The sequence below is a fragment of the Nostoc sp. KVJ20 genome, assembly GCF_001712795.1.
Taxonomy (GTDB): domain Bacteria; phylum Cyanobacteriota; class Cyanobacteriia; order Cyanobacteriales; family Nostocaceae; genus Nostoc.
In genome coordinates, this window is sequence record NZ_KV757554.1 from 1 (window position 1) to 18,378 (window position 18,378).

General features: G+C 43.8%; 14 protein-coding genes and 1 pseudogene. 8 read left to right on the plus strand and 7 right to left on the minus strand.

Annotation, left to right across the window (positions count from 1 at the left end):
- Nucleotides 1-167: 167 nt before the first annotated feature.
- The 3 genes and pseudogenes from A4S05_RS42955 to A4S05_RS03785 all read right to left on the minus strand — a co-directional run.
- A partial coding sequence (locus tag A4S05_RS42955) for a universal stress protein (RefSeq protein ID WP_256090812.1) occupies nt 168-597 on the minus strand: 430 nt, incomplete at its 5' end.
- A gap of 2 nt (nt 598-599) precedes the next feature.
- Nucleotides 600-2,837 (minus strand): annotated as a pseudogene (locus A4S05_RS03780) (chloride channel protein); the annotation flags it as partial.
- Between the two features lie 169 nt (nt 2,838-3,006).
- Nucleotides 3,007-4,320 (minus strand): TldD/PmbA family protein, encoded by a 1,314-nt coding sequence (locus A4S05_RS03785; protein WP_069068492.1) that lies wholly within the window; start codon nt 4,318-4,320, stop codon nt 3,007-3,009.
- Between the two features lie 166 nt (nt 4,321-4,486).
- Here A4S05_RS03785 and A4S05_RS42535 point away from each other — a divergent pair, with 166 nt between their 5' ends.
- Nucleotides 4,487-4,756 (plus strand): hypothetical protein, encoded by a 270-nt coding sequence (locus A4S05_RS42535; protein WP_218107928.1) that lies wholly within the window; start codon nt 4,487-4,489, stop codon nt 4,754-4,756.
- Here A4S05_RS42535 and A4S05_RS03790 read toward each other — a convergent pair.
- Nucleotides 4,746-5,606 carry a Tab2/Atab2 family RNA-binding protein gene (locus tag A4S05_RS03790; RefSeq protein WP_069068493.1) on the minus strand — a complete coding sequence of 287 codons (861 nt, stop codon included), beginning with the start codon at nt 5,604-5,606 and terminating at the stop codon, nt 4,746-4,748. The two genes, A4S05_RS42535 and A4S05_RS03790, sit on opposite strands and share 11 nt — an antisense overlap.
- Before the next feature lie 484 nt (nt 5,607-6,090).
- Entirely contained in the window at nt 6,091-9,138 is a 3,048-nt protein-coding gene (locus A4S05_RS44080; RefSeq protein ID WP_141699637.1) for a beta strand repeat-containing protein, read from the minus strand.
- Between the two features lie 606 nt (nt 9,139-9,744).
- Between A4S05_RS44080 and ggt the strand changes: the two genes are divergently transcribed.
- On the plus strand, nt 9,745-11,523 hold the full coding sequence (ggt, locus tag A4S05_RS03805; RefSeq protein ID WP_069068515.1) for a gamma-glutamyltransferase: 1,779 nt from the start codon (nt 9,745-9,747) through the stop codon (nt 11,521-11,523).
- Nucleotides 11,524-11,600: 77 nt separating this feature from the next.
- Here the strand turns inward: ggt and A4S05_RS03810 are convergent, their stop codons facing one another.
- Nucleotides 11,601-11,864, minus strand: a complete 264-nt coding sequence (locus A4S05_RS03810) for a hypothetical protein (protein ID WP_069068495.1) — start codon at nt 11,862-11,864, stop codon at nt 11,601-11,603.
- Between the two features lie 549 nt (nt 11,865-12,413).
- Between A4S05_RS03810 and prfB the strand changes: the two genes are divergently transcribed.
- The 6 genes from prfB to A4S05_RS03835 all read left to right on the plus strand — a co-directional run bounded on the left by prfB (nt 12,414) and on the right by A4S05_RS03835 (nt 16,779).
- Nucleotides 12,414-13,536, plus strand: a protein-coding gene (prfB, locus tag A4S05_RS03815) for a peptide chain release factor 2 (RefSeq protein ID WP_141699638.1) whose coding sequence is annotated in 2 segments (ribosomal slippage) — nt 12,414-12,485 and nt 12,487-13,536 — 1,122 coding nt in all. Because the reading frame shifts where the segments join, the coding sequence is not laid out codon by codon here.
- A gap of 191 nt (nt 13,537-13,727) precedes the next feature.
- Nucleotides 13,728-13,883: a DUF3285 domain-containing protein gene (locus A4S05_RS38510; protein ID WP_084226969.1), complete on the plus strand. Its 156-nt coding sequence runs from the start codon at nt 13,728-13,730 to the stop codon at nt 13,881-13,883.
- Nucleotides 13,884-13,922: 39 nt separating this feature from the next.
- Complete coding sequence (gene ybeY / locus A4S05_RS03820; RefSeq protein WP_069068516.1) at nt 13,923-14,450, plus strand: rRNA maturation RNase YbeY; 528 nt, start codon at nt 13,923-13,925, stop codon at nt 14,448-14,450.
- A gap of 153 nt (nt 14,451-14,603) precedes the next feature.
- Nucleotides 14,604-15,059, plus strand: a complete 456-nt coding sequence (locus A4S05_RS03825; protein ID WP_069068497.1) for a diacylglycerol kinase family protein — start codon at nt 14,604-14,606, stop codon at nt 15,057-15,059.
- 349 nt (nt 15,060-15,408) lie between these two features.
- Nucleotides 15,409-16,008 (plus strand): anthranilate synthase component II, encoded by a 600-nt coding sequence (locus A4S05_RS03830; protein WP_069068498.1) that lies wholly within the window; start codon nt 15,409-15,411, stop codon nt 16,006-16,008.
- Nucleotides 16,009-16,011: 3 nt separating this feature from the next.
- Nucleotides 16,012-16,779, plus strand: a complete 768-nt coding sequence (locus A4S05_RS03835) for an MBL fold metallo-hydrolase (protein WP_069068499.1) — start codon at nt 16,012-16,014, stop codon at nt 16,777-16,779.
- Nucleotides 16,780-16,879: 100 nt separating this feature from the next.
- On the opposite strand, the gene A4S05_RS03840 is transcribed toward A4S05_RS03835, so the two are convergent.
- Entirely contained in the window at nt 16,880-18,121 is a 1,242-nt protein-coding gene (locus A4S05_RS03840) for an FG-GAP repeat domain-containing protein (protein ID WP_069068500.1), read from the minus strand.
- Nucleotides 18,122-18,378 lie beyond the last annotated feature (257 nt).

An 18,378-nucleotide genomic window follows, 5' to 3' on the forward strand; every position in this document is an offset into this window, starting at 1 on the left:
AAAATTTTCAGTCTACTTCAGTAGACTTGAGCAATTAGTCAGGGATTTACAATCCCTGGCGGGTGAACAACACCCAATCAGTACGCTATTTTTGGCAAAAGTAGACACCAGTGGCTTTTCGGCCCACCCCACAAGAATCATCCCTTGATTGAGCAACGCCGCTTTTTTTAAGTATTAATTGCACCCCTAACCAAAATCACTGTACTTTCTACACCAGAGGCGATCGCTTCGGGAATATTACCTTGAATCGCCTGCTGCAACAATCCCTCGCGCGAAGCTCCCAAAACTACAACATCATAACCTTCGGTTTTCACTAGGTTAATTACACCTTCCGCAACGGAATCAGCTTGGACTGGGAGCGCAACTACAGTACTGGACAATTTTCGCCGCCGCATCAAATGGCGGATGGCTTGTTCTAAAACTGACATATCTGGCTTGAGTTCCGATGGCTTAAACACCTGTGTCAGGCGAATTTGCGGATCATTTCCCAATGTAATTAAAGCCGGTAACAATTTAATCGCCAGAGGGGAATTGGGGCCACCAGCCATTGGGACTAGCCAGCGGTTGAAGGAGTGGGGGATTGGGGATTGGGGATTGNNGACTGGGAATGGGGAGTGGGGAGTGGGGAGTGGGGAGTGGGGAGTTTTGCCCAATTTTACTAAGACTACTTCGCAGGTGGCTTGGCGAATTACGGTGTCTACGACTGTGCCAAAAATCCGACCTGGGGTAGATGTGTTACCTTTCCATCCCATTAAAATTAGGTCGATATGTTGTTCGTTAATTGTTTCCAAAATTGCCTGCGCCACGTCGTGGGTAACTCGAATCTGCGTGTGCAGGGGAATTTTCCATTTTTTTGCTAAGACTTCTGCCTGTCGTAGCAAGCGGCGACTTTTTGCCGTTCTTACCTGTGTTTCCGATGGGGAACTGTGGCGGGGTATCAGCATCACTTGCACGCAATCTATTTCATAATGGCGATCGCGGGCAATAGCTGCTGCCATAAGTAACAAAATACCTGCTGTTTCGGGATTAGCTACGGGCACTAATAATCTACCTCTGCCGATGCTGGGCGAGCGCGTTTGGTAAACTATGTATGAAGGTTCTGGTCGCAATCCAGGAGTCCTGTTGTCACAATTGAGATGATCTGCTTCTGCCCGAATAATATCTGCACGGGTAATAATCCCAATCAGTTTCCGTCCATCCACCACTGGTAAGCGACTGATTTGATAGCGATCGAGTAAATACAGTACATTCCCCAAGGTGTGGATTGGTGTTACTGTCACTGGGACAGATGTCATAATTTCTTTTAAAAAAACATCGGCTAGGTTGCGATCGCGAAGTGTGTGATTTGTACTCTCGCGTGTTTTTAGCAAATCTGATTGCGTCACAATCCCCACTAACTTGCTATCTTCTACCACAGGAAAACCGCGATGATGGGAACGGGCAAAAGCTTGCATTGCTTCTTCCAAACTCATCTCTGCATCTAGAGTTTCCACCCGTTCTTGCATCACATCTTTTGCGGTTAACTTGGTTAATGCTCCCTCCATCGGTACTTCTTTAGTTAAAGTGATGCCCTTTAACTCCAAAAGTTTCTCATAAAGCGAACCAGGCACAACCTTATCCGCAACCAAATAAGCTGCTACAGAAACAATCATCAAAGGTAACACCAGATTGAAATCTGTAGTCATTTCAAACACAATCACAATTGCTGTGATTGGAACCTTGGAAACGGCACTAAAAAATCCACCCATACCCGCTAAGGCGTAAGTAGTAGGAGAACCAGATCCAGTAACATATAACTCAAATACACCGATAATATGTCCCAAACAAGAACCCAAAATCAGACTGGGAGCGAATAATCCCCCTGGTGCGCCTGAACCAAATGCTATCAGTGTGAGGATGAACTGGGCAGCAAAAGCGATCGCTGCTACGCTAGGATGTGCCCCTCCAGTAATTAAAGACTCTCGTAATCCGGTATTATCACGGAATGACGCCGGGAGTATGGCCACAATAATACCAGAGATAAATCCAGCTAAAGCCACCCGCAGCGGTAAGCTGATATGTAATCTTCTATAAAATTTAATACTAAATATTAAGCCGCGATTAAACAATGCACCAAACAACCCTGCCAAAATACCCAATAGCACAAAAAAGGGAATTTCGGGTATAGAAAATTGGCTGGAAGATTGCGTCAATTGCAGGTTAAGGTCAAGAGAGCCACCACCTAAAAGTCGGGATATTACCCCACCAATAAAGGATGCGATAATGGCAGTTCCCAGAGTCAGCCCTGATAAATCCTGGAGTAACTCTTCAACGATAAATAATACACCTGCGATCGGGGCATTGAAAGCAGCCGCCAAACCAGCACCCGCACCTGCTGCAATCATTTGCCGTCGATGATCTGGGGAAGTGGGAACCCAACGACTCATCCCTGCTGCTAAACTAGCCCCAACTTGGACAGTGGGGCCTTGGCGTCCCAGCGTCATACCGGAACCGATGGCGATAATAGCACTGAGTAACTTTACACCTGCCACCCGCCAAGATAATGACATCGGTACATTGGCAAGAGTTGCTTTCACTTGCGGGATACCGCTACCAGCGGCTTCTGGTGCCAACCTATCCACCAACCATCCAGCCACAAACCCCAGGATCAGACCAATTGCTGGTAGTGCCAGCCATACCGGGAAAAGGTGGGTAGTATGGACTCGCCATGTTCCCAGCCATCCCGAACCCACTTTCAGGAACACCGCAGATAGGGCAGCAACCAAACCGATAATACAAGCTTCGGCGATCGCTAAACCCTTTCTAGGCTGCCACCAGGTGCGAAAGCGCTGATTCATACCAATTTTGGATTTTAGATTTTGGATTTTGGATTGCTGTTACCGGAATCTCAGAGGATGTTTTAAAAGTCATTGGAAAATGTAACTTGTTGCTACACAGCACTATCCTCAATTACGAATTACGAATTACGTTAGCGTAGCGTTAGCGACGTAGGAGCGTCATTACGAATTAATTACTTCTCCCCGTGGTGGATAGCCCTTCTACTATCAGAGACGGAGTATAACAAGAACCATTCCAATCAGCATCATTGCCCAGTGTAACCAATTGTTTGAGGGCTGTGTAGACATTACCTGCTACCATCGTATCCTTAACACGCCCAATTACCTGACCATTTTGGACGCGGTAGCCTAAATCAACATTGATTGAAAAATCTCCAGAAATACTGCCGCCACCACCCAACATTTGATCCACAATCAAGCCATCATCTAGTTGTTCAATTAAGTCTGGTAGTGATGCCGAACCTGGCTGGATGAGAAAATTAAATAAACCAGGGGTGGGATAGCTGCCCAAGCCAGGGCGAAAACCATTTCCAGTGGTGTCAGTTCCCAATTGGCGTCCGGTGGTGCGATCGCCATAAAAATGCTGTAAAATCCCGTTTTGGATAAATACTAAAGATTTAGTTGGAGTGCCTTCATCATCAAAGGGGCAACTATAAGGGCCCGCTTCTGGATCTTGGTAGAGGGTAAGACTGGGTGCAACTACTTCCTTACCCAAACGTTCTGCCCAAGGGGAAGCCACTTCTAAGACTCGCTTGCCATTCAACGCTGCTTGTACAGTACCCCAAAGCATATCGGCGGCTTTAGAAGTGAATAAAATCGGGACACGGCCAGTAGGAGGTGAAACATTTTCTCTGGCCCAAATTAACCGTTGTAAAATTTGGTTAGCTAATCTTTCCGGGTGGAGTTCTCCCCGCTTAGTTTGACCATCAGAAACACTTAAAAAATCATCGCCGCGTACCCATTCTGCTGATATGTAGCAGCTGAGGGTAGTATCCGTATAGTGACAATCTAAACCTTTAGTGTTGACTAGTCTAGTGGTTTCAATATCACATTCCCAGTCACCATTGCATACAACATCGGGATAGGCATCACGGATGAGTGCGATCGCTTCCTTGCCCCAATCTACCAAAACCTCTATGGGCACACTTTCCCCTATATCTGGGTAGGAGGGCTGAGAGTTAGAGCCTAATTCTACTGTTTCTGGTTGATTGAGTTGACTGAGTGCCAGAGCTTTTTCCACCATTACTTCGGCTGTGACAGAACCGTAAGCCACCGTGAGTCCTGGTTGCCCGTTTCGCCAAAGCCTTAGTGCTGTGCCTTCAGATTGACTGGTTTCTAGCTGTTTGAGCCGGTTTGCCTCAAAAAACACTGGACGAGAAAGCGATCGCGACTGATACACCTCAGCTGCTTCTGCTCCAGATTTTATAGCTAGTTCCAGCAGCTGTTCTGCTAGTGTATCTTGTGACAAATTTTCAGAACCCATGACCCTTAGTGAATTGTGGATTTTGAACCGCATATCAACGCTTTCTCAAGAAAAGTGCGATCGTCAAAAGCCGACGATCAGACTTTCTGCTGATGAACGCAGATAACTATCCAAAAATCATCAGCGTATTTCGATAGTTACGATTTAAAACCGCAGATCAACACTGATGGACGCAGTTAATTATCCCAAATCATTGCCATGTCTCAACGGATCTGGTCATTTGTCATTTGTCATTTGTCATTTGTCATTTGTCATTGGTCATTTGTCATTGGTCATTGGTCATTGGTCATTGGTCATTGGTCATTGGTCATTGGTCATTGGGCATGGTTATTCTCCTTGTCCCCATGCCCCATTCCCCATTCCCCATTCCCCATTCCCCATTCCCCATTCCCCAATCCCCATTCCCCACTCCCCACTCCCCACTTTCAAAGATTAACCTCTTGCAACAGCCAAAAACCAGCAAAAGATTCTGCTTTAGGATCAGACTGCACACCGATAAAATGCACTCCGTTAGCTTTTTGCTTGGCTTCTTCAAAACCTTTAGCTTCTGCTAAGATTTGAGGCTTCTTAATATTTGCCACAATCCAGCTTTCAGTTACACCGGTTTCTAAAAGCAATCTTGCCTCTTCGCTGGTGTCAAATCTCAAAAAAGCCAACTCCAAACCAGACATCCAGCCAGCTAAGGGCAACGCTCTCGGTGAGAAAATCAAAATACCAGGAATCCGAGCTTCTGGTGAAACTTTCGCCAACTCTAAAGGAAAAGCTTCACCAAAACCAATTTCCCACTCTGGCATCTCAGCAAAATCCGCAGCATCTAAGGTAACAAATACCCACTGCTGTCCTTCCAAAGCATCTGGTAAACGTTGCGGCAAAGGTTTTTCCAAGCGGACTGAGGGATTAGTCCCCCCTTGATACCCTGCCTCTTGAGGATACACTTCCTCCATCCGCTGTTCTAACCATTGGTTGAGAACCAAAGTACGGCGGCTAGGTTGGGCGGGAATGCTCAAGTCTTGACAGGCTTTAGTAATCATATTGTTCATTTGGCGGCGGAAAAAGCGGATTTTAATTGGTGCTTTTCCAGCTTGGTCAATAGCCTCCTGCAATGCTGTCCGCAACCAGCCCGAATTTACCTGGGTACTGGGACAATATTGAGCATAGCGAAACAAAGAATCTGGTTTTGTGTCGATATCTAAGGGGCTTTCGCAGACTAAGACTTCCCAAACTTTTTTCTGATTAGCGTCCAAAATCGGACGAGAGTAAAAATCGATTTCCCAAATACTGCCCATGTTTTGCGGTAAAAATCTGGCTGTTATGTTTTCCTGATATGTTGATCATACGAGTCTTGGGGCAGCATTGGACATTGGACATGGGGCATTTGACATGGGGCATGGGGCATTGGGAATTGAGATAAATGAGTCTTTGAGGTGGATGAAGGGAGTTCTGAGATGGATGTTTGAAATTTTAACTCTTCACCATCAATCTTATTTTTTATCAGGCGATCGCTCAAGCATGGATTGCTCACAAGTGAAAAATCAAGGAGTGTGGAGAGTGTGGGGAGATAGAAAAAAGCAACAAACCTCCCACACCATGAGTGAGAAATCCGGGTCAAGGAGGATTTTATAGGTTGGCAAGTCCAAAAACTGACGATTCCTTAACCATCCCACTCCCTAATCAACCTGGCGGTTGATATAGGTCGGAGATGTTTTCGTCATCGTCCGGCTATCCATCCCCTTCCTCAGCGCAGCAGGAAGGGGAATTCCGCCGAATTAGTTAAACAACCACAAAATTGTTGTTCGTTAGTGACAACCCAGTAGATAATTCTGCAAATTGTACCTGAGTAAATGCGCCTGCATTACCATCTTGGTCAAAGAACAATGCACCTGTAGTGGAGTTATAAATAAATCGCTGGCTGCTAGTGGTTGCAGATTCTCCAAGTGTAAACTGACTTGTCTTAAGTACACCTGCTGATAAACCGCCACCAAAACCAGCAGCCGACACCTGAATTAGTTCATTAGTGGCATCGAAGTCACGTATCAGATTAAAACCTCCTTCATTGAAGAAGGTATCGAAAACAAAGGTATCAGTGCCACCTTCCCCATAGAGACTATCATTACCATAGTTACCTCTGAGGGTATCATCACCATTACCACCTTTAAGGGTGTTATTACCTGAGCTACTAGAGGCTATCAGGGAATCATTACCATCGCCCCCATCTAATAGATTATTGCCTGCTGAAAAGCTACCATCCAATGTATCGTTACCAACACCACCTTTAAGGGTGTTATTACCTGAAGCACCAGAGGCTATCAGGGAATCATTACCATCGCCCCCATCTAATAGATTATTGCCTGTTGAACCGGAAATACCCAATGTATCGTTACCAACACCACCTTTGAGGGTGTTCTCACCAGAGGTGTTAACAGCAGAGAGTAAATCATTACCATCGTCCCCATCTAATAAATTATCGCCTGTTGAACCGTAAACATTCAAGATATCATCACCAGCACCACCGTTGAGGGTGTTATCGCCAGATATGCTACCCTGAACGTAATTTCCGAATTCGTCGTAAATGTAACTAAAAGCCTGTAAAGAATCATTGCCATTGCCTCCATTGAGGAGGTGATCCCCTGTCGAAAGACTAATATTCAAGAAATCGTCACCAGCGCCACCATCTACTGTATCGTTACCATTGCCTGGGCGGAGCGTATCATTACCATTGCTTCCCACAAGATAATCATCGTAGTCTGTACCTGTGATATTTAATTGTTCGATATTCTTATAGCTAAACACTGTTGTGTCTGCCGTCGAAGAAATTACTGTAATGTTAGTAGCAGGATTGAAAGTCGAAGTAATTCCCGTGGTAGCACTGCTATAACTGAAAGACAAGATGTCGTTACCTGCTCCCCCGTCTACTGTTTGAGTGACTAACGTAGATAGGGAGTCAAAATTTAAGGAATCATTGCCATTGCCACCATTAAGGGTGTTATTGCCAGTGCCACCATTGAGAGTATCATTGCCATCGCCACCGTTGAGAATATTATTGCCATCGCCACCCCTCAAAATGTCATTGCCACTTAAGCCTTCAAGAATGTCATCACCCCCTTGACCATTGATGACATCATTTGAATTGTCAAAGCCACTAACATTGTTGTCTAGGTCGTTTAGGAAGGTGACTGTGTTTTTTTTAAAGACAGTGCTTTGGGTGGAGTTGGCATCGAAGACATCAAAGCTGTCGGTGATGGCAGTTTGCCCATAAAACAGAATATTGCCCAAATCTACAGTGGCTCCAGTAGATTTGGTAAGGTTTTCTAGGTTTTCCAGAGCAAAGTTTTCCAGGATGAATCTGGTATCACCATACCCTTGAAAGCTAATTTCCAAACTTGTGCCATTCTGGGTGAGAAGTAAATTGTCGGCAGTGAAGCTACTATCGTTCTGGAATATTAGAGTGTCCACTTCGGCTGTAACTGCTGCTGTGGGGTTTGTTCCTTTACCTACTCCATCAAAATCGGCGATCGTAGTAGTGCCATTATTAATGGTGTCGCTGTATCTACCATTGTCGTTGTATGAGCCGTCGTAAACAAATTTATCCTTACCACCGCCGCCTGTGAGGCTATCATTGCCATTACCACCACTGAGGCTATCATCGCCATTACCACCACTGAGGGTGTTGTTACCAGTGGCACCAGAGGCTGTTAGAGTATCATTGCCATCGCCTCCATCTAGGAGGTTATTGCCTGAGGAGATAGAGTTGAAGTAGGAGTCTTGATATATAGACAAAAAGCCAGAGATGTCTAGAAAATCATTGCCATCGCCTCCAAAAAGCAGGTTATCGCCTGATGATCCACTAGCACTCAAGATATCATCACCATTACCGCCGTTGAGGGTGTTATCGCCATCTGAGCCAGAGTCAGACGATGTGTACTGCTCACTCCTTACAATCCCAGAGATAGAGAGAGAATCATTGCCATCGCCCCCATCTAAGAGGTTATCGCCTAATGAACCACTAGCATTTAAAGTATCATCACCAGCACCACCGTTGAGGGTATTGTTGCCTAAAGAGCGATCGTCGTAGCCTGGTATGTAGGCGTTGTATTCGTCGCTGCCAGAGGTGGAGAGAAAATCATTGCCATCGCCCCCATTAAACAGATTATTGCTTGAGGGGGAGTCAGCATACAAAGTATCGTCACCAACACCACCGTTGAGGGTATTATTGCCCGCGCCACCCCTCAAAATGTCATTGCCACTTAAGCCTTCAAGAATGTCATCACCCCCTTGACCATTGATGACATCATTTGAATTGTCAAAGCCACTAACATTGTTGGATAGGTCGTTTAGGAAGGTGACTGTGTTTTTTTTAAAGACAGTGCTTTGAGTGGAGTTGGCATCGAAGACATCAAAGCTGTCGGTAATGGTAGTTTGCCCATAAAACAGAATATTGCCTAAATCTACAGTGGCTCCAGCAGATTTAGTGAGGTTATCCAGGTTTTCCAGAGCAAAGTTTTCCAGGATGAATTTGTAACTACCAAATCCTTGAAAGCCGATTTCCAAACTTGTACCATTCTGGGCGAGGAGCAAGTTTTGAGCAGTAAAACCACTATAGCGCTGGAAACTTAGGGTATCCACTTCGGCAATGACTGCTGCTGTGGGGTTTGTTCCTTTGCCTACTCCACCGAAATCGGTGATCTTATTAATGTAGTTTGAGCCGCCGTCAAAAAATATATCGTTGCCACCGCCACCAGTTAGGGTGTCAGTGTAACCGTTGTGTTCAAAAGCACCCTTTAGTGTGTCGTTACCGCTGGTTCCAATGATAATTGGCATAAATTTTTCCTGATTGAATAGATTTTTGGAGTAACTTCAGTTGTCAATAATCGAGTTTATGCTGTTTTACGGCACAAGTAATTTGCCAAAAGTTTAAAGCTTTCGGCATACAATATTCATTCTTTAGATAGATAGACTCGCAAATTGTTCATTAAATATTTCCCCTTTAATTCGCTTCCAAACATTACTTATCCCAGTGTTGAGAACTATCTAAGTCTTAAGCTCTGTACAAAATTTAGTTGATTTGTCAATGCATAAGTCTTACTAGTTTCAAAACACGGAATACTTGAGACAGCATAAAACAGGAAATCTTTATACATTCGTTGTCAGCGTAGCTTGCCGCTGTAGGCATCGCTCTTGAATTTCTATCTGGAAAATAGAAAACATCAAAATAACCTGACATCTAAGTAAATATTCGATATTTACTTAGATGTCTATCTTTTCAAAAAATCTTTGCATACTCTTCATATTTGTAACTGTTCAAGGAAGAGTAGGAGAGTGATGCTTACGGCGGCAAGCTACGCAAACAATGGTAATCAAAATCTGATAAATTAAGTACACTCAGATCCTATATATGTATAAGTTTTTATGAAAAATGGTATAAAAATGCTTACTGTTACTAAAGCCAAGCGAGTTGCGATGCCTGCGACGCACGTAGCCATCGCAGTCTTTTCTTTCACACTCTTTGTTTATAGCCAAGTCGCCTCGGCTGCTTTAACTTTACCCCTACGCAGCAAAAAGGGAATGGTAGTTTCAGCCCATCCCCTAGCGAGTGAAGCGGGAATTTCGATGTTACGCAAAGGTGGTAATGCAGTGGATGCAGCTGTAGCCACAACCTTTGCAATTTCTGTAGTTGAGCCTTTTTCAGCCGGAATCGGTGGCGGCGGATTTTTGCTGATGCACTCTGAAAAAACTGGCGACATCAAAGCGTTAGATTTCCGTGAACGCGCACCCCTGAAAGCTACAAGAAATATGTATCTTGACGCAGAAGGAAAGGTGCGTCCCAATGCCAGTCTTAAAGGTTATTTAGCAGTGGCGACACCAGGAACGGTGTCGGGACTTTATGAAGTGCATCGTCGCTATGGTAAGCTTTCTTGGCAAGAGGTGATGAAACCTGCGATCGCACTTGCTAAAGATGGCTTCATTCTGGGCGATGTAGCAACTTGGCGTTATCTGCAAACAAACCAATCCAGCCAGCCAGCACTTCTTAACAATCCAGCCCTGCGGGAAATTTTCACTCGCAATGGCGAATTTTACAAACCAGGGGAGAAGCTAGTACAGCGTGATTTAGCACGCACTTTAACAGCAATTGCCCAAAATCCCCAAAGTTTTTACACCGGAAGTATTGCTCGTGCGATCGCTTCTGATATGGTAAAAAATGGTGGTTTAATTACTCTAGAAGACCTCAAAGCCTACAAACCAATCTGGCGCACTCCCGTTTGTGGAAATTTTCGCCAAGCTAAAATTTGCTCAATGCCACCACCTTCATCGGGAGGCGTTCATCTATTGCAGATTTTAAATATTATCGGTGATACCGATTTTAAATCTTTAGGATGGCATCATCCCGACGCTATACATTTAATGGTAGAGGCAATGAAGATTGCTTACAGCGATCGCTCACAATATTTAGGCGATCCTGATTTTGTCAAAGTCCCTGTACAAGAACTGCTTAGTCCAGCTTACGCCAAAAAACGCCGTCAAGAAATTAATATGCAACTGGCTAGACCCTCGACCGAGATCAAGCCAGTAGATTTAAATTCTAAATGTCTGCGTCTTCCCTCATCTACTTGTCCTCGGTATGAATCTCCTGAAACCAGCCATCTTAGTGTTGTGGATGAAGAACGCAACGCCGTGAGTTTGACTTTCACGATTAATCTCAGTTTTGGTGCTGGTGTAGTGACACCGGGAACTGGAATTGTGCTCAACAATGAGATGGATGATTTTGCTGCTGCGCCAGGAGTACCTAATGCCTTTGGTTTGGTTGGCAACGATGCCAATAGCATTGCGCCCCGCAAAACTCCTCTATCTAGCATGACACCCACAATTGTCACAGAAAATGGTCATTTCCGGATGGCAGTGGGTGCGCCTGGTGGTAGCACGATTATCACCCAGGTTTTGCAAGTGATTTTAAATGTGCTGGAATACAACATGGATGTTGGTGCGGCTGTTTCTGTTCCACGCATACATCATCAATGGCTACCAGATGAGTTGCGCGTCGAATCTTGGGGCTTAGATGCTTTGACTGTGCAAGACTTACGCCATCGGGGACACAAAATAAAGGAAACTGCTCCCTGGGGTAATGGTAACGCGATCGCAGTTACACCCGATGGAACTCTAGAAGGGGCCGCCGATCCTCGCGGTGAAGGTTCCCCAAGAGGTTGGTAAGCGATTCAGTAATTGGGGAGACACAGCCACCCGCAGAATAACTAATGACTTATTGACAAATGACAAATGACCAATGACTATTGATTTTGAATTGTTGACTCTGCATAGCTGCTGTTGCCAAACTCGTTTGCCCGTGCGCTAGGTACTAGTGTCCAACCGGCTTTCAGAAGTTTTTGATAAGTTGCCCAACCTTTAGAACCACCTGGTATTTGATAATCTGGGACTGCAAAATGTCCAACAGATGTGTAGGGACGCCAAGGCTGATTGGGTTCTGTTTGCAAATACAAAATTTTCTCTCCGTCGCCACCAGACTTAGATAACCAGCACATTTGTCGATGCATTGCAAACTCCTTTGCTTTTAGCTAATAACTAACGCATAATGACAGAATTTTGTCAAGCAATACCTCACCCTTGTGGAGTACTTTTTTGCCTAATACTTTAGACAAAGTGTAATTAAGTTCTATCCATTATTAGGATAATTACTTAACAATTTATGCCTAGAGGACAGCTGTTAGTAGGACACAAAGATAAACAGTTTTCGCTCACCTTCTTTATGGGGTGAGATTTTTCTAATGTTATCCGCGTTTTTTGTGATTGGGTGTAACAATAACTACTATTTTGACTGAGGTTCGCAATCAGACCATTTGTTTTTCTGATTATATTAATCAGAGATTTTGGAAATGACTAATGACCAATGACCAATGACCAATGACCGATGACCAATGACCAATGACCTAATGATGGGATTCCCACCAATTTTCGATAAAATTTTGTTGACTAGAAATAGTGCAGAGAGAATTTGGCCAACTACAGCTAAAATTAATAAATACAAGTAGAATAAAGAGCAATTTCACAATCCAAAGCGCTCTATCTATCATTCAACAAGCACAATGGAAGTCTTAGAACTCAAACGCGAAATCGAAACGTTGTCTGGCCGCCTGGGTAAAACCCAGGACTATCTTTGACGTACCTGCACTGACAGCCAAAATTCAAGACCTCGAAAAAATATCTGCTCAACCAGAATTTTGGAATGACCAAACCCAAGCCCAACAGACTCTACAAGAACTCAACGACCTGAAAGCCCACCTCGAACAATACGATCGCTGGCACGCCAATTTAGAAGATACTAAGGCAGTTGTTGAGTTATTGGAGTTAGAAACCGATGAGGCACTACTCCAAGAAGCAGAATCTACCATCACTAAACTGAATCGTGACCTTGACCAGTGGGAGTTACAACAATTACTTTCTGGCCCCTATGATGCTGAAGGTGCTGTACTGACCATTAGTGCTGGCGCTGGTGGCACAGATGCTCAAGACTGGGCATTTATGCTGATGCGGATGTACACCCGTTGGGGCGAAGCTCACGGTTATAAGGTAACTTTAGCGGAAGAGTCGGAGGGTGATGAAGCCGGAATTAAATCGGCAACCCTAGAAATTACTGGTCGCTATGCTTATGGTTACTTGCGATCGGAAATGGGTACACATCGCTTAGTGCGAATTTCACCTTTTAATGCTAACGGCAAGCGCCAAACCAGTTTTGCCGGGGTGGAAGTAATGCCGCAGATTGATAACTCTGTGCAATTGGATATTCCAGATAAGGATTTGGAAATCACCACAACTCGGTCTGGTGGTAAAGGTGGCCAAAACGTCAACAAAGTAGAAACTGCGGTGCGGATTGTTCACCTTCCCACGGGTCTTGCGGTGCGCTGTACAGAAGAACGATCGCAGCTGCAAAATAAAGAAAAAGCCCTAAATCGCCTCAAAGCAAAGCTGTTGGTCATCGCCAAAGAGCAACGTGCCCAAGAAATTGCCGAAATTCGTGGCGATATGGTGGAAGCCTCCTGGGGAAATCAAATCCGTAACTATGTATTTCACCCTTACCAAATGGTGAAAGACTTGCGTACAAACACGGAAACAACAGCAATTGGCGATATTATGAATGGTGAACTTGATACATTCATCCAAGCTTATCTGCGCCAAGAAAATAAACTAGTAGAAAACACTCCTGCATAATTGAGAGTTATTTACAAGTAGTAAGTAAATTGTTTTTAACATTACTTACTACTTATTATTTATTTTTTCGTATTTTCAGATTGGCGCGATCGCATGGCATCTTAGATAAATTTCTCAGCAATATACAGGCGATCGCTATTCTAGCCCAGACCAACTGTTACAGTTATAAAAGAGTCTGTAGACAAATAACTATGAGCAACTCTCCTTCATCAGAACCTCAACCTAGCTACGTAAAACTCGCCATGCGAAACATGGTGCGGAAGGGTGCAACTTCCCTGAAGCATTTTGCGTTGACTGCTGTAGGGCTTTTAGCTCTCCTTGTTGGTCTTGCTTACCTAACTCACTAACGACAAACCGTAAACCTCAGACTAGGAGACTGTGTGCCCCTGAGAGTTGAACTATATGTAGAAGAGTATTTTTACGAGTTGTTCCCGACAACATCCGTAAAGATTGGGGACACTTATGCCCGAATTCCTCCTGAAACTTGGGAAAACTGGTTTAATGACTGGTTAGAAATACTTCACCCTCAGATTCCGTCAGCGCCAAGTTATGAAATTGGGTTGCGTTTGACAGATGACTCGCAAATTCAAGAACTCAATTCTCAGTATCGTCAACAAAATAAGCCTACCGATGTTTTAGCCTTTGCTGCTTTGGAAGTGGATTTTCCTCAAAGCGAAGAAATGCTAACCTCTGTGCCATTATATCTAGGTGATATTATTGTGTCTGTAGATACGGCACAACGCCAAGCTCAACAACAAGAACATAGCTTATCAACTGAGCTAGCCTGGTTAGCTGCTCACGGTTTATTGCACTTGTTAGGCTGGGATCATCCTGATGAAGAAAGTTTGGAGCGAATGTTAGAACAGCAAGTGAGATTGCTGAACGCAGTAGGTATTACTATTGACATTGAATAGCAGTAGCTTGTGTATCCGTTAGTGTCAATTTTTGGTAATACTTTTATAATACTTCTGTGGAAAATTCCCTAAAGATTGCCTCAAAGTTAATTCTGCCATTAAGATTGGCAAATATTCCCACTGTAGCAACTCTATCTTTGTATTTTTAAGTCTATGTCCCAAAAAATTTCTCCACCACCAACGCCTACCTCGTTACAAACACTTGTGTCTAACGAACGAGAATTCTCTTGGAAAGTAGCCTCTAATTTATTTGTTAGTTTTAAATATGCTTGGGCTGGAATCAGCTATAGTTTTCAAACTCAACGTAATTTTCGCATCCATGTAAGTGTTTGTGCTTTAGCGATCGCTTTAAGCGTTTTTTTACATCTGCAAGCTGTGGAAATAGCGGTAATTGGTATAACTAGTGGTTTAGTTTTGGCATTAGAGTTACTAAATACAGCGATCGAGTCCCTTGTGGACTTAACCGTTAAGCAGACATACCATGATCTGGCAAAAATTGCTAAAGATTGTGCAGCCGGTGCAGTCCTTGTCTCTGCTTTAGTAGCGGTGCTGGTAGCTGGTACGCTATTGCTCCCTCCTCTGGTAACGTTAATTATATCGGCTTTGTAGAAGTGATTTGCGGAGGCTAGTACCGCAAGGCGGAATTAAAAATTAAAAATGAATACAGTATAAGGGTTTTGTTGATTGGGAATGGGTGGTTTATTTACGCCGTGCTGTGCTAGCAAAAACCGCAGGCATCGCCAAGTAACTCGGTAAGAGGATTATACTCTGTCCGATTTTCTTTGCAGAACACATTATAAGCAATTCAAAATTTACGAAGTGGCTTGTCGTAAAGTAGCTGCTTTATATATACCTGTCCACGTCAGCGTTATTTTTACACCTACCGAACAAATAGCATGAGATATTTGTCTATGCTGTTTGCAACTGAATGAGTGTTAAAAACCAGGAGTGATGAGCTTTGATTATAGTTATCGATAATTATGACAGTTTTACATATAACTTAGTGCAATATCTGGGAGAATTGGCAGCAGAATTCCCAGTTGCAGATGAGATTAAAGTTTTTCGTAACGACAAGATATCCATAGATGAGATTCAAGCCTTAAAGCCGGAAGCCGTGGTTATTTCTCCTGGGCCTGGTCGCCCGGAAGATGCTGGCATTTCTTTACAATTGATTGAACAACTAGGACAAGAGTTACCAATTTTAGGTGTCTGTTTGGGACATCAAAGCATCGGTCAAGTATTCGGTGGTAAAATAATTCCGGCTCCAGAATTGATGCATGGCAAAACCTCTCAGGTGTCTCACACTGGGGTGGGAGTTTTCCGGGGATTAGAAAATCCTCTAACCGCCACCAGGTATCATAGTTTGGTAATCGAACGTGAGACTTGCCCAGATGTGTTAGAAATCACCGCTTGGGTTGAAGATAACACCATTATGGGAGTGCGACACCGGAACTATCCTCACATTCAGGGCGTCCAATTTCACCCAGAGAGTGTCCTGACATCTTCAGGAAAACAGTTATTGCGAAATTTTTTGGAACAGTTACAGTCAAGAGCATAATTAATGAAACGACGACAGTTGATGGGCTATGCTGGGGCGGGGTTGGTCACAGCTTTAGTTACTACCTTGGGTTCTGAATCTCAAGCTGACGCACAATCTAGCGGTTTATCAGTTCAGTGGTTGGGTCATACTTGCTTTCTTTTTACTGGTGGCGGTGCGAAAGTTCTCGTCAATCCATTTCGGGCGGTCGGCTGTACTGCTGGGTATCGTCTACCAAAAGTGGCAGCAGATTTAGTGTTGATTAGCAGTCAACTGCTGGATGAAGGTGCTGTGGACGTACTACCGGGAAATGCAAAACTCATTTACGAATCAGGAGTTTATGAGTTTAAAGGCATTAAGTTCCAAGGAATTGCCATAGACCACGATCGCAAAGGTGGTAAACAGTTTGGCTCAAATACCGCTTGGAGTTGGAAGCAAGGCGGAATTAATATCCTACACTTAGGCGGAGCCGCTGCACCCATTTCCATTGAGCAAAAAATCCTGATGGGGCGTCCCGATGTAGCATTTATTCCAGTGGGAGGCAGTGCAAAAGCCTACAATGCTGAGGAAGCAAAGCAGGCTGTTCAAGTGTTAAATCCCAAGTTAGTCATTCCGACCCATTACCGGACACAGGCTGCTGATGCTGCTAAGTGCGATATTTCACCAGTGGATGATTTCCTGACCTTGATGCAAGGTATGCCAGTGCGGCGTAGCAATGGAGATAGTATTTCCATTAGCCCTGGTAAATTGCCGGAAAATGGGGAAATTCAAGTTTTGAGTTACAAATTTTGAATAAAATGGACTGAGAAAGAACCAGGGGAAGCAGGGGGGAGAATAATGACTTCTACCTCCTACCTCCTGAATTCAGAATTCTGAATGCTGAATTCTGATTTTAGAATGTATACCACTCTGGGCCAAGCTTATCTGCTTCGCTGATGGGAGTCTCAACGGCTGTTGTCTCATTTATAGTCCAAATGTTGTCTGTACCTGCTGTCTGGTCGCGCCAGTAGATATCAGTCTTGCCATCGCCGTTGAAATCACCAAGAGATGGTACTAAGGCCGCGTTATTAGCTGGCAAGAAAGCTTCAGTTGCAACTGTTGTGCCATCCATCAACCAAGCGGTGTTTGCACCTGTGGTTCCATTGTGCCAGAAGATATCGGTCTTGCCATCACCGTTGAAATCACCAATTTTAGAAGTCCAGGATGAGTCAAGTGTAGCCAAAGCACCTTCTGTGACTAAGATGCCATTCATCGTCCAAACCTTGTTCTCACCTGTTTGAGCGTTTCTCCACAGAATGTCTGTCTTAAAGTCACCGTTGAAATCACCAAGGTTAGCAGTCCAAGCGGCATCTTGTGATTGCAGAGCAAATTCAGTCTTTTGCGTACCATCCATAAACCAAGCGGTGTTATCGCCTGTTGTGGTATTGCGCCAGAAGATATCACTCTTGCCATTGCCGTCGAAATCAACAATGGTAGGAGTTAGTGCTGTGTCTGTAGGGTCTAGAACAGTTGCATTCAGAACGGTGGTGCCATCCATCTCCCAAATAGCGTTCTCGCCAGTTGTGGCATTATGCCAGAAGATATCAGTTTTGCGATCGCCGTTGAAATCTCCAATCTGAGGACTCCAGGCTGGATCAACGCTACTTAGAACAGCCGCACTACCAACTCTGGTGCCATCCATCAGGACAACGCTATTTTCACCGGTTGTCTTATTGCGTAATAAGAAGTCGGTTTTGCCATCAGCATTGAAGTCAGCAATTTTGTAATCATAGGCCGATAGGTCAAATTGACCCAAAGAACCCTGTTCGACAACTGTTGTGCCATCCATCAACCGAATGATAATCTCACCAGTTGAAGCATTAACCCAAACTTTGTCTGTTTTACCATCACCGTTAAAGTCAGGAGTAATCGCCGCACTAGTTAAGTAAGGATTAGGATTGGGATTTGCTGACGTTTTAATAGGCGCAGTCACCGCTTGACTTTCTAGTGCTAGTGAAGAACTCTTATTTCCAAACCCCAAATCATAATTTAAACTCTTAAGAGAAGTTGTCAAGATTTCTGATTTTGCAAAAGAATCTGATAACAATCGAGATGTATTCAAACCTAAGGGTGAGGAATTTGAATTGTCAGGCATGGTGTATTTTTATTATTGGTTGTTATATTCTTTTAACTTTCTTTGGCACTCTCTTTCTGTAACGAAATAACATTTACTAGGGTTTCAATATTTCTTTAGAACTATTTTTTATTTATTAATGTCACTCTTTGAAGATAAATATTTGTTTGTTTTAAACTATTATTCTAAAAATTTCAAGTTCTATATAAGCAATTACGAAATATTTTTTGTAACTTATATATGATTGCTGATAAATGATGACTATTTTATCTCTTTTC

What these genes read in the sequence shown, in the direction of transcription:
- A4S05_RS03785 (WP_069068492.1), bottom strand. Translation starts at nt 4,320, where the DNA reads ATGGGTTCTGAAAATTTGTCACAAGATACACTAGCAGAACAGCTGCTG.
- A4S05_RS42535 (WP_218107928.1), top strand. Translation starts at nt 4,487, where the DNA reads ATGGACGCAGTTAATTATCCCAAATCATTGCCATGTCTCAACGGATCT.
- A4S05_RS03790 (WP_069068493.1), bottom strand. Translation starts at nt 5,606, where the DNA reads ATGGGCAGTATTTGGGAAATCGATTTTTACTCTCGTCCGATTTTGGAC.
- A4S05_RS44080 (WP_141699637.1), bottom strand. Translation starts at nt 9,138, where the DNA reads ATGCCAATTATCATTGGAACCAGCGGTAACGACACACTAAAGGGTGCT.
- ggt (WP_069068515.1), top strand. Translation starts at nt 9,745, where the DNA reads ATGCTTACTGTTACTAAAGCCAAGCGAGTTGCGATGCCTGCGACGCAC.
- A4S05_RS03810 (WP_069068495.1), bottom strand. Translation starts at nt 11,864, where the DNA reads ATGCATCGACAAATGTGCTGGTTATCTAAGTCTGGTGGCGACGGAGAG.
- A4S05_RS38510 (WP_084226969.1), top strand. Translation starts at nt 13,728, where the DNA reads ATGAGCAACTCTCCTTCATCAGAACCTCAACCTAGCTACGTAAAACTC.
- A4S05_RS03825 (WP_069068497.1), top strand. Translation starts at nt 14,604, where the DNA reads ATGTCCCAAAAAATTTCTCCACCACCAACGCCTACCTCGTTACAAACA.
- A4S05_RS03835 (WP_069068499.1), top strand. Translation starts at nt 16,012, where the DNA reads ATGAAACGACGACAGTTGATGGGCTATGCTGGGGCGGGGTTGGTCACA.
- A4S05_RS03840 (WP_069068500.1), bottom strand. Translation starts at nt 18,121, where the DNA reads ATGCCTGACAATTCAAATTCCTCACCCTTAGGTTTGAATACATCTCGA.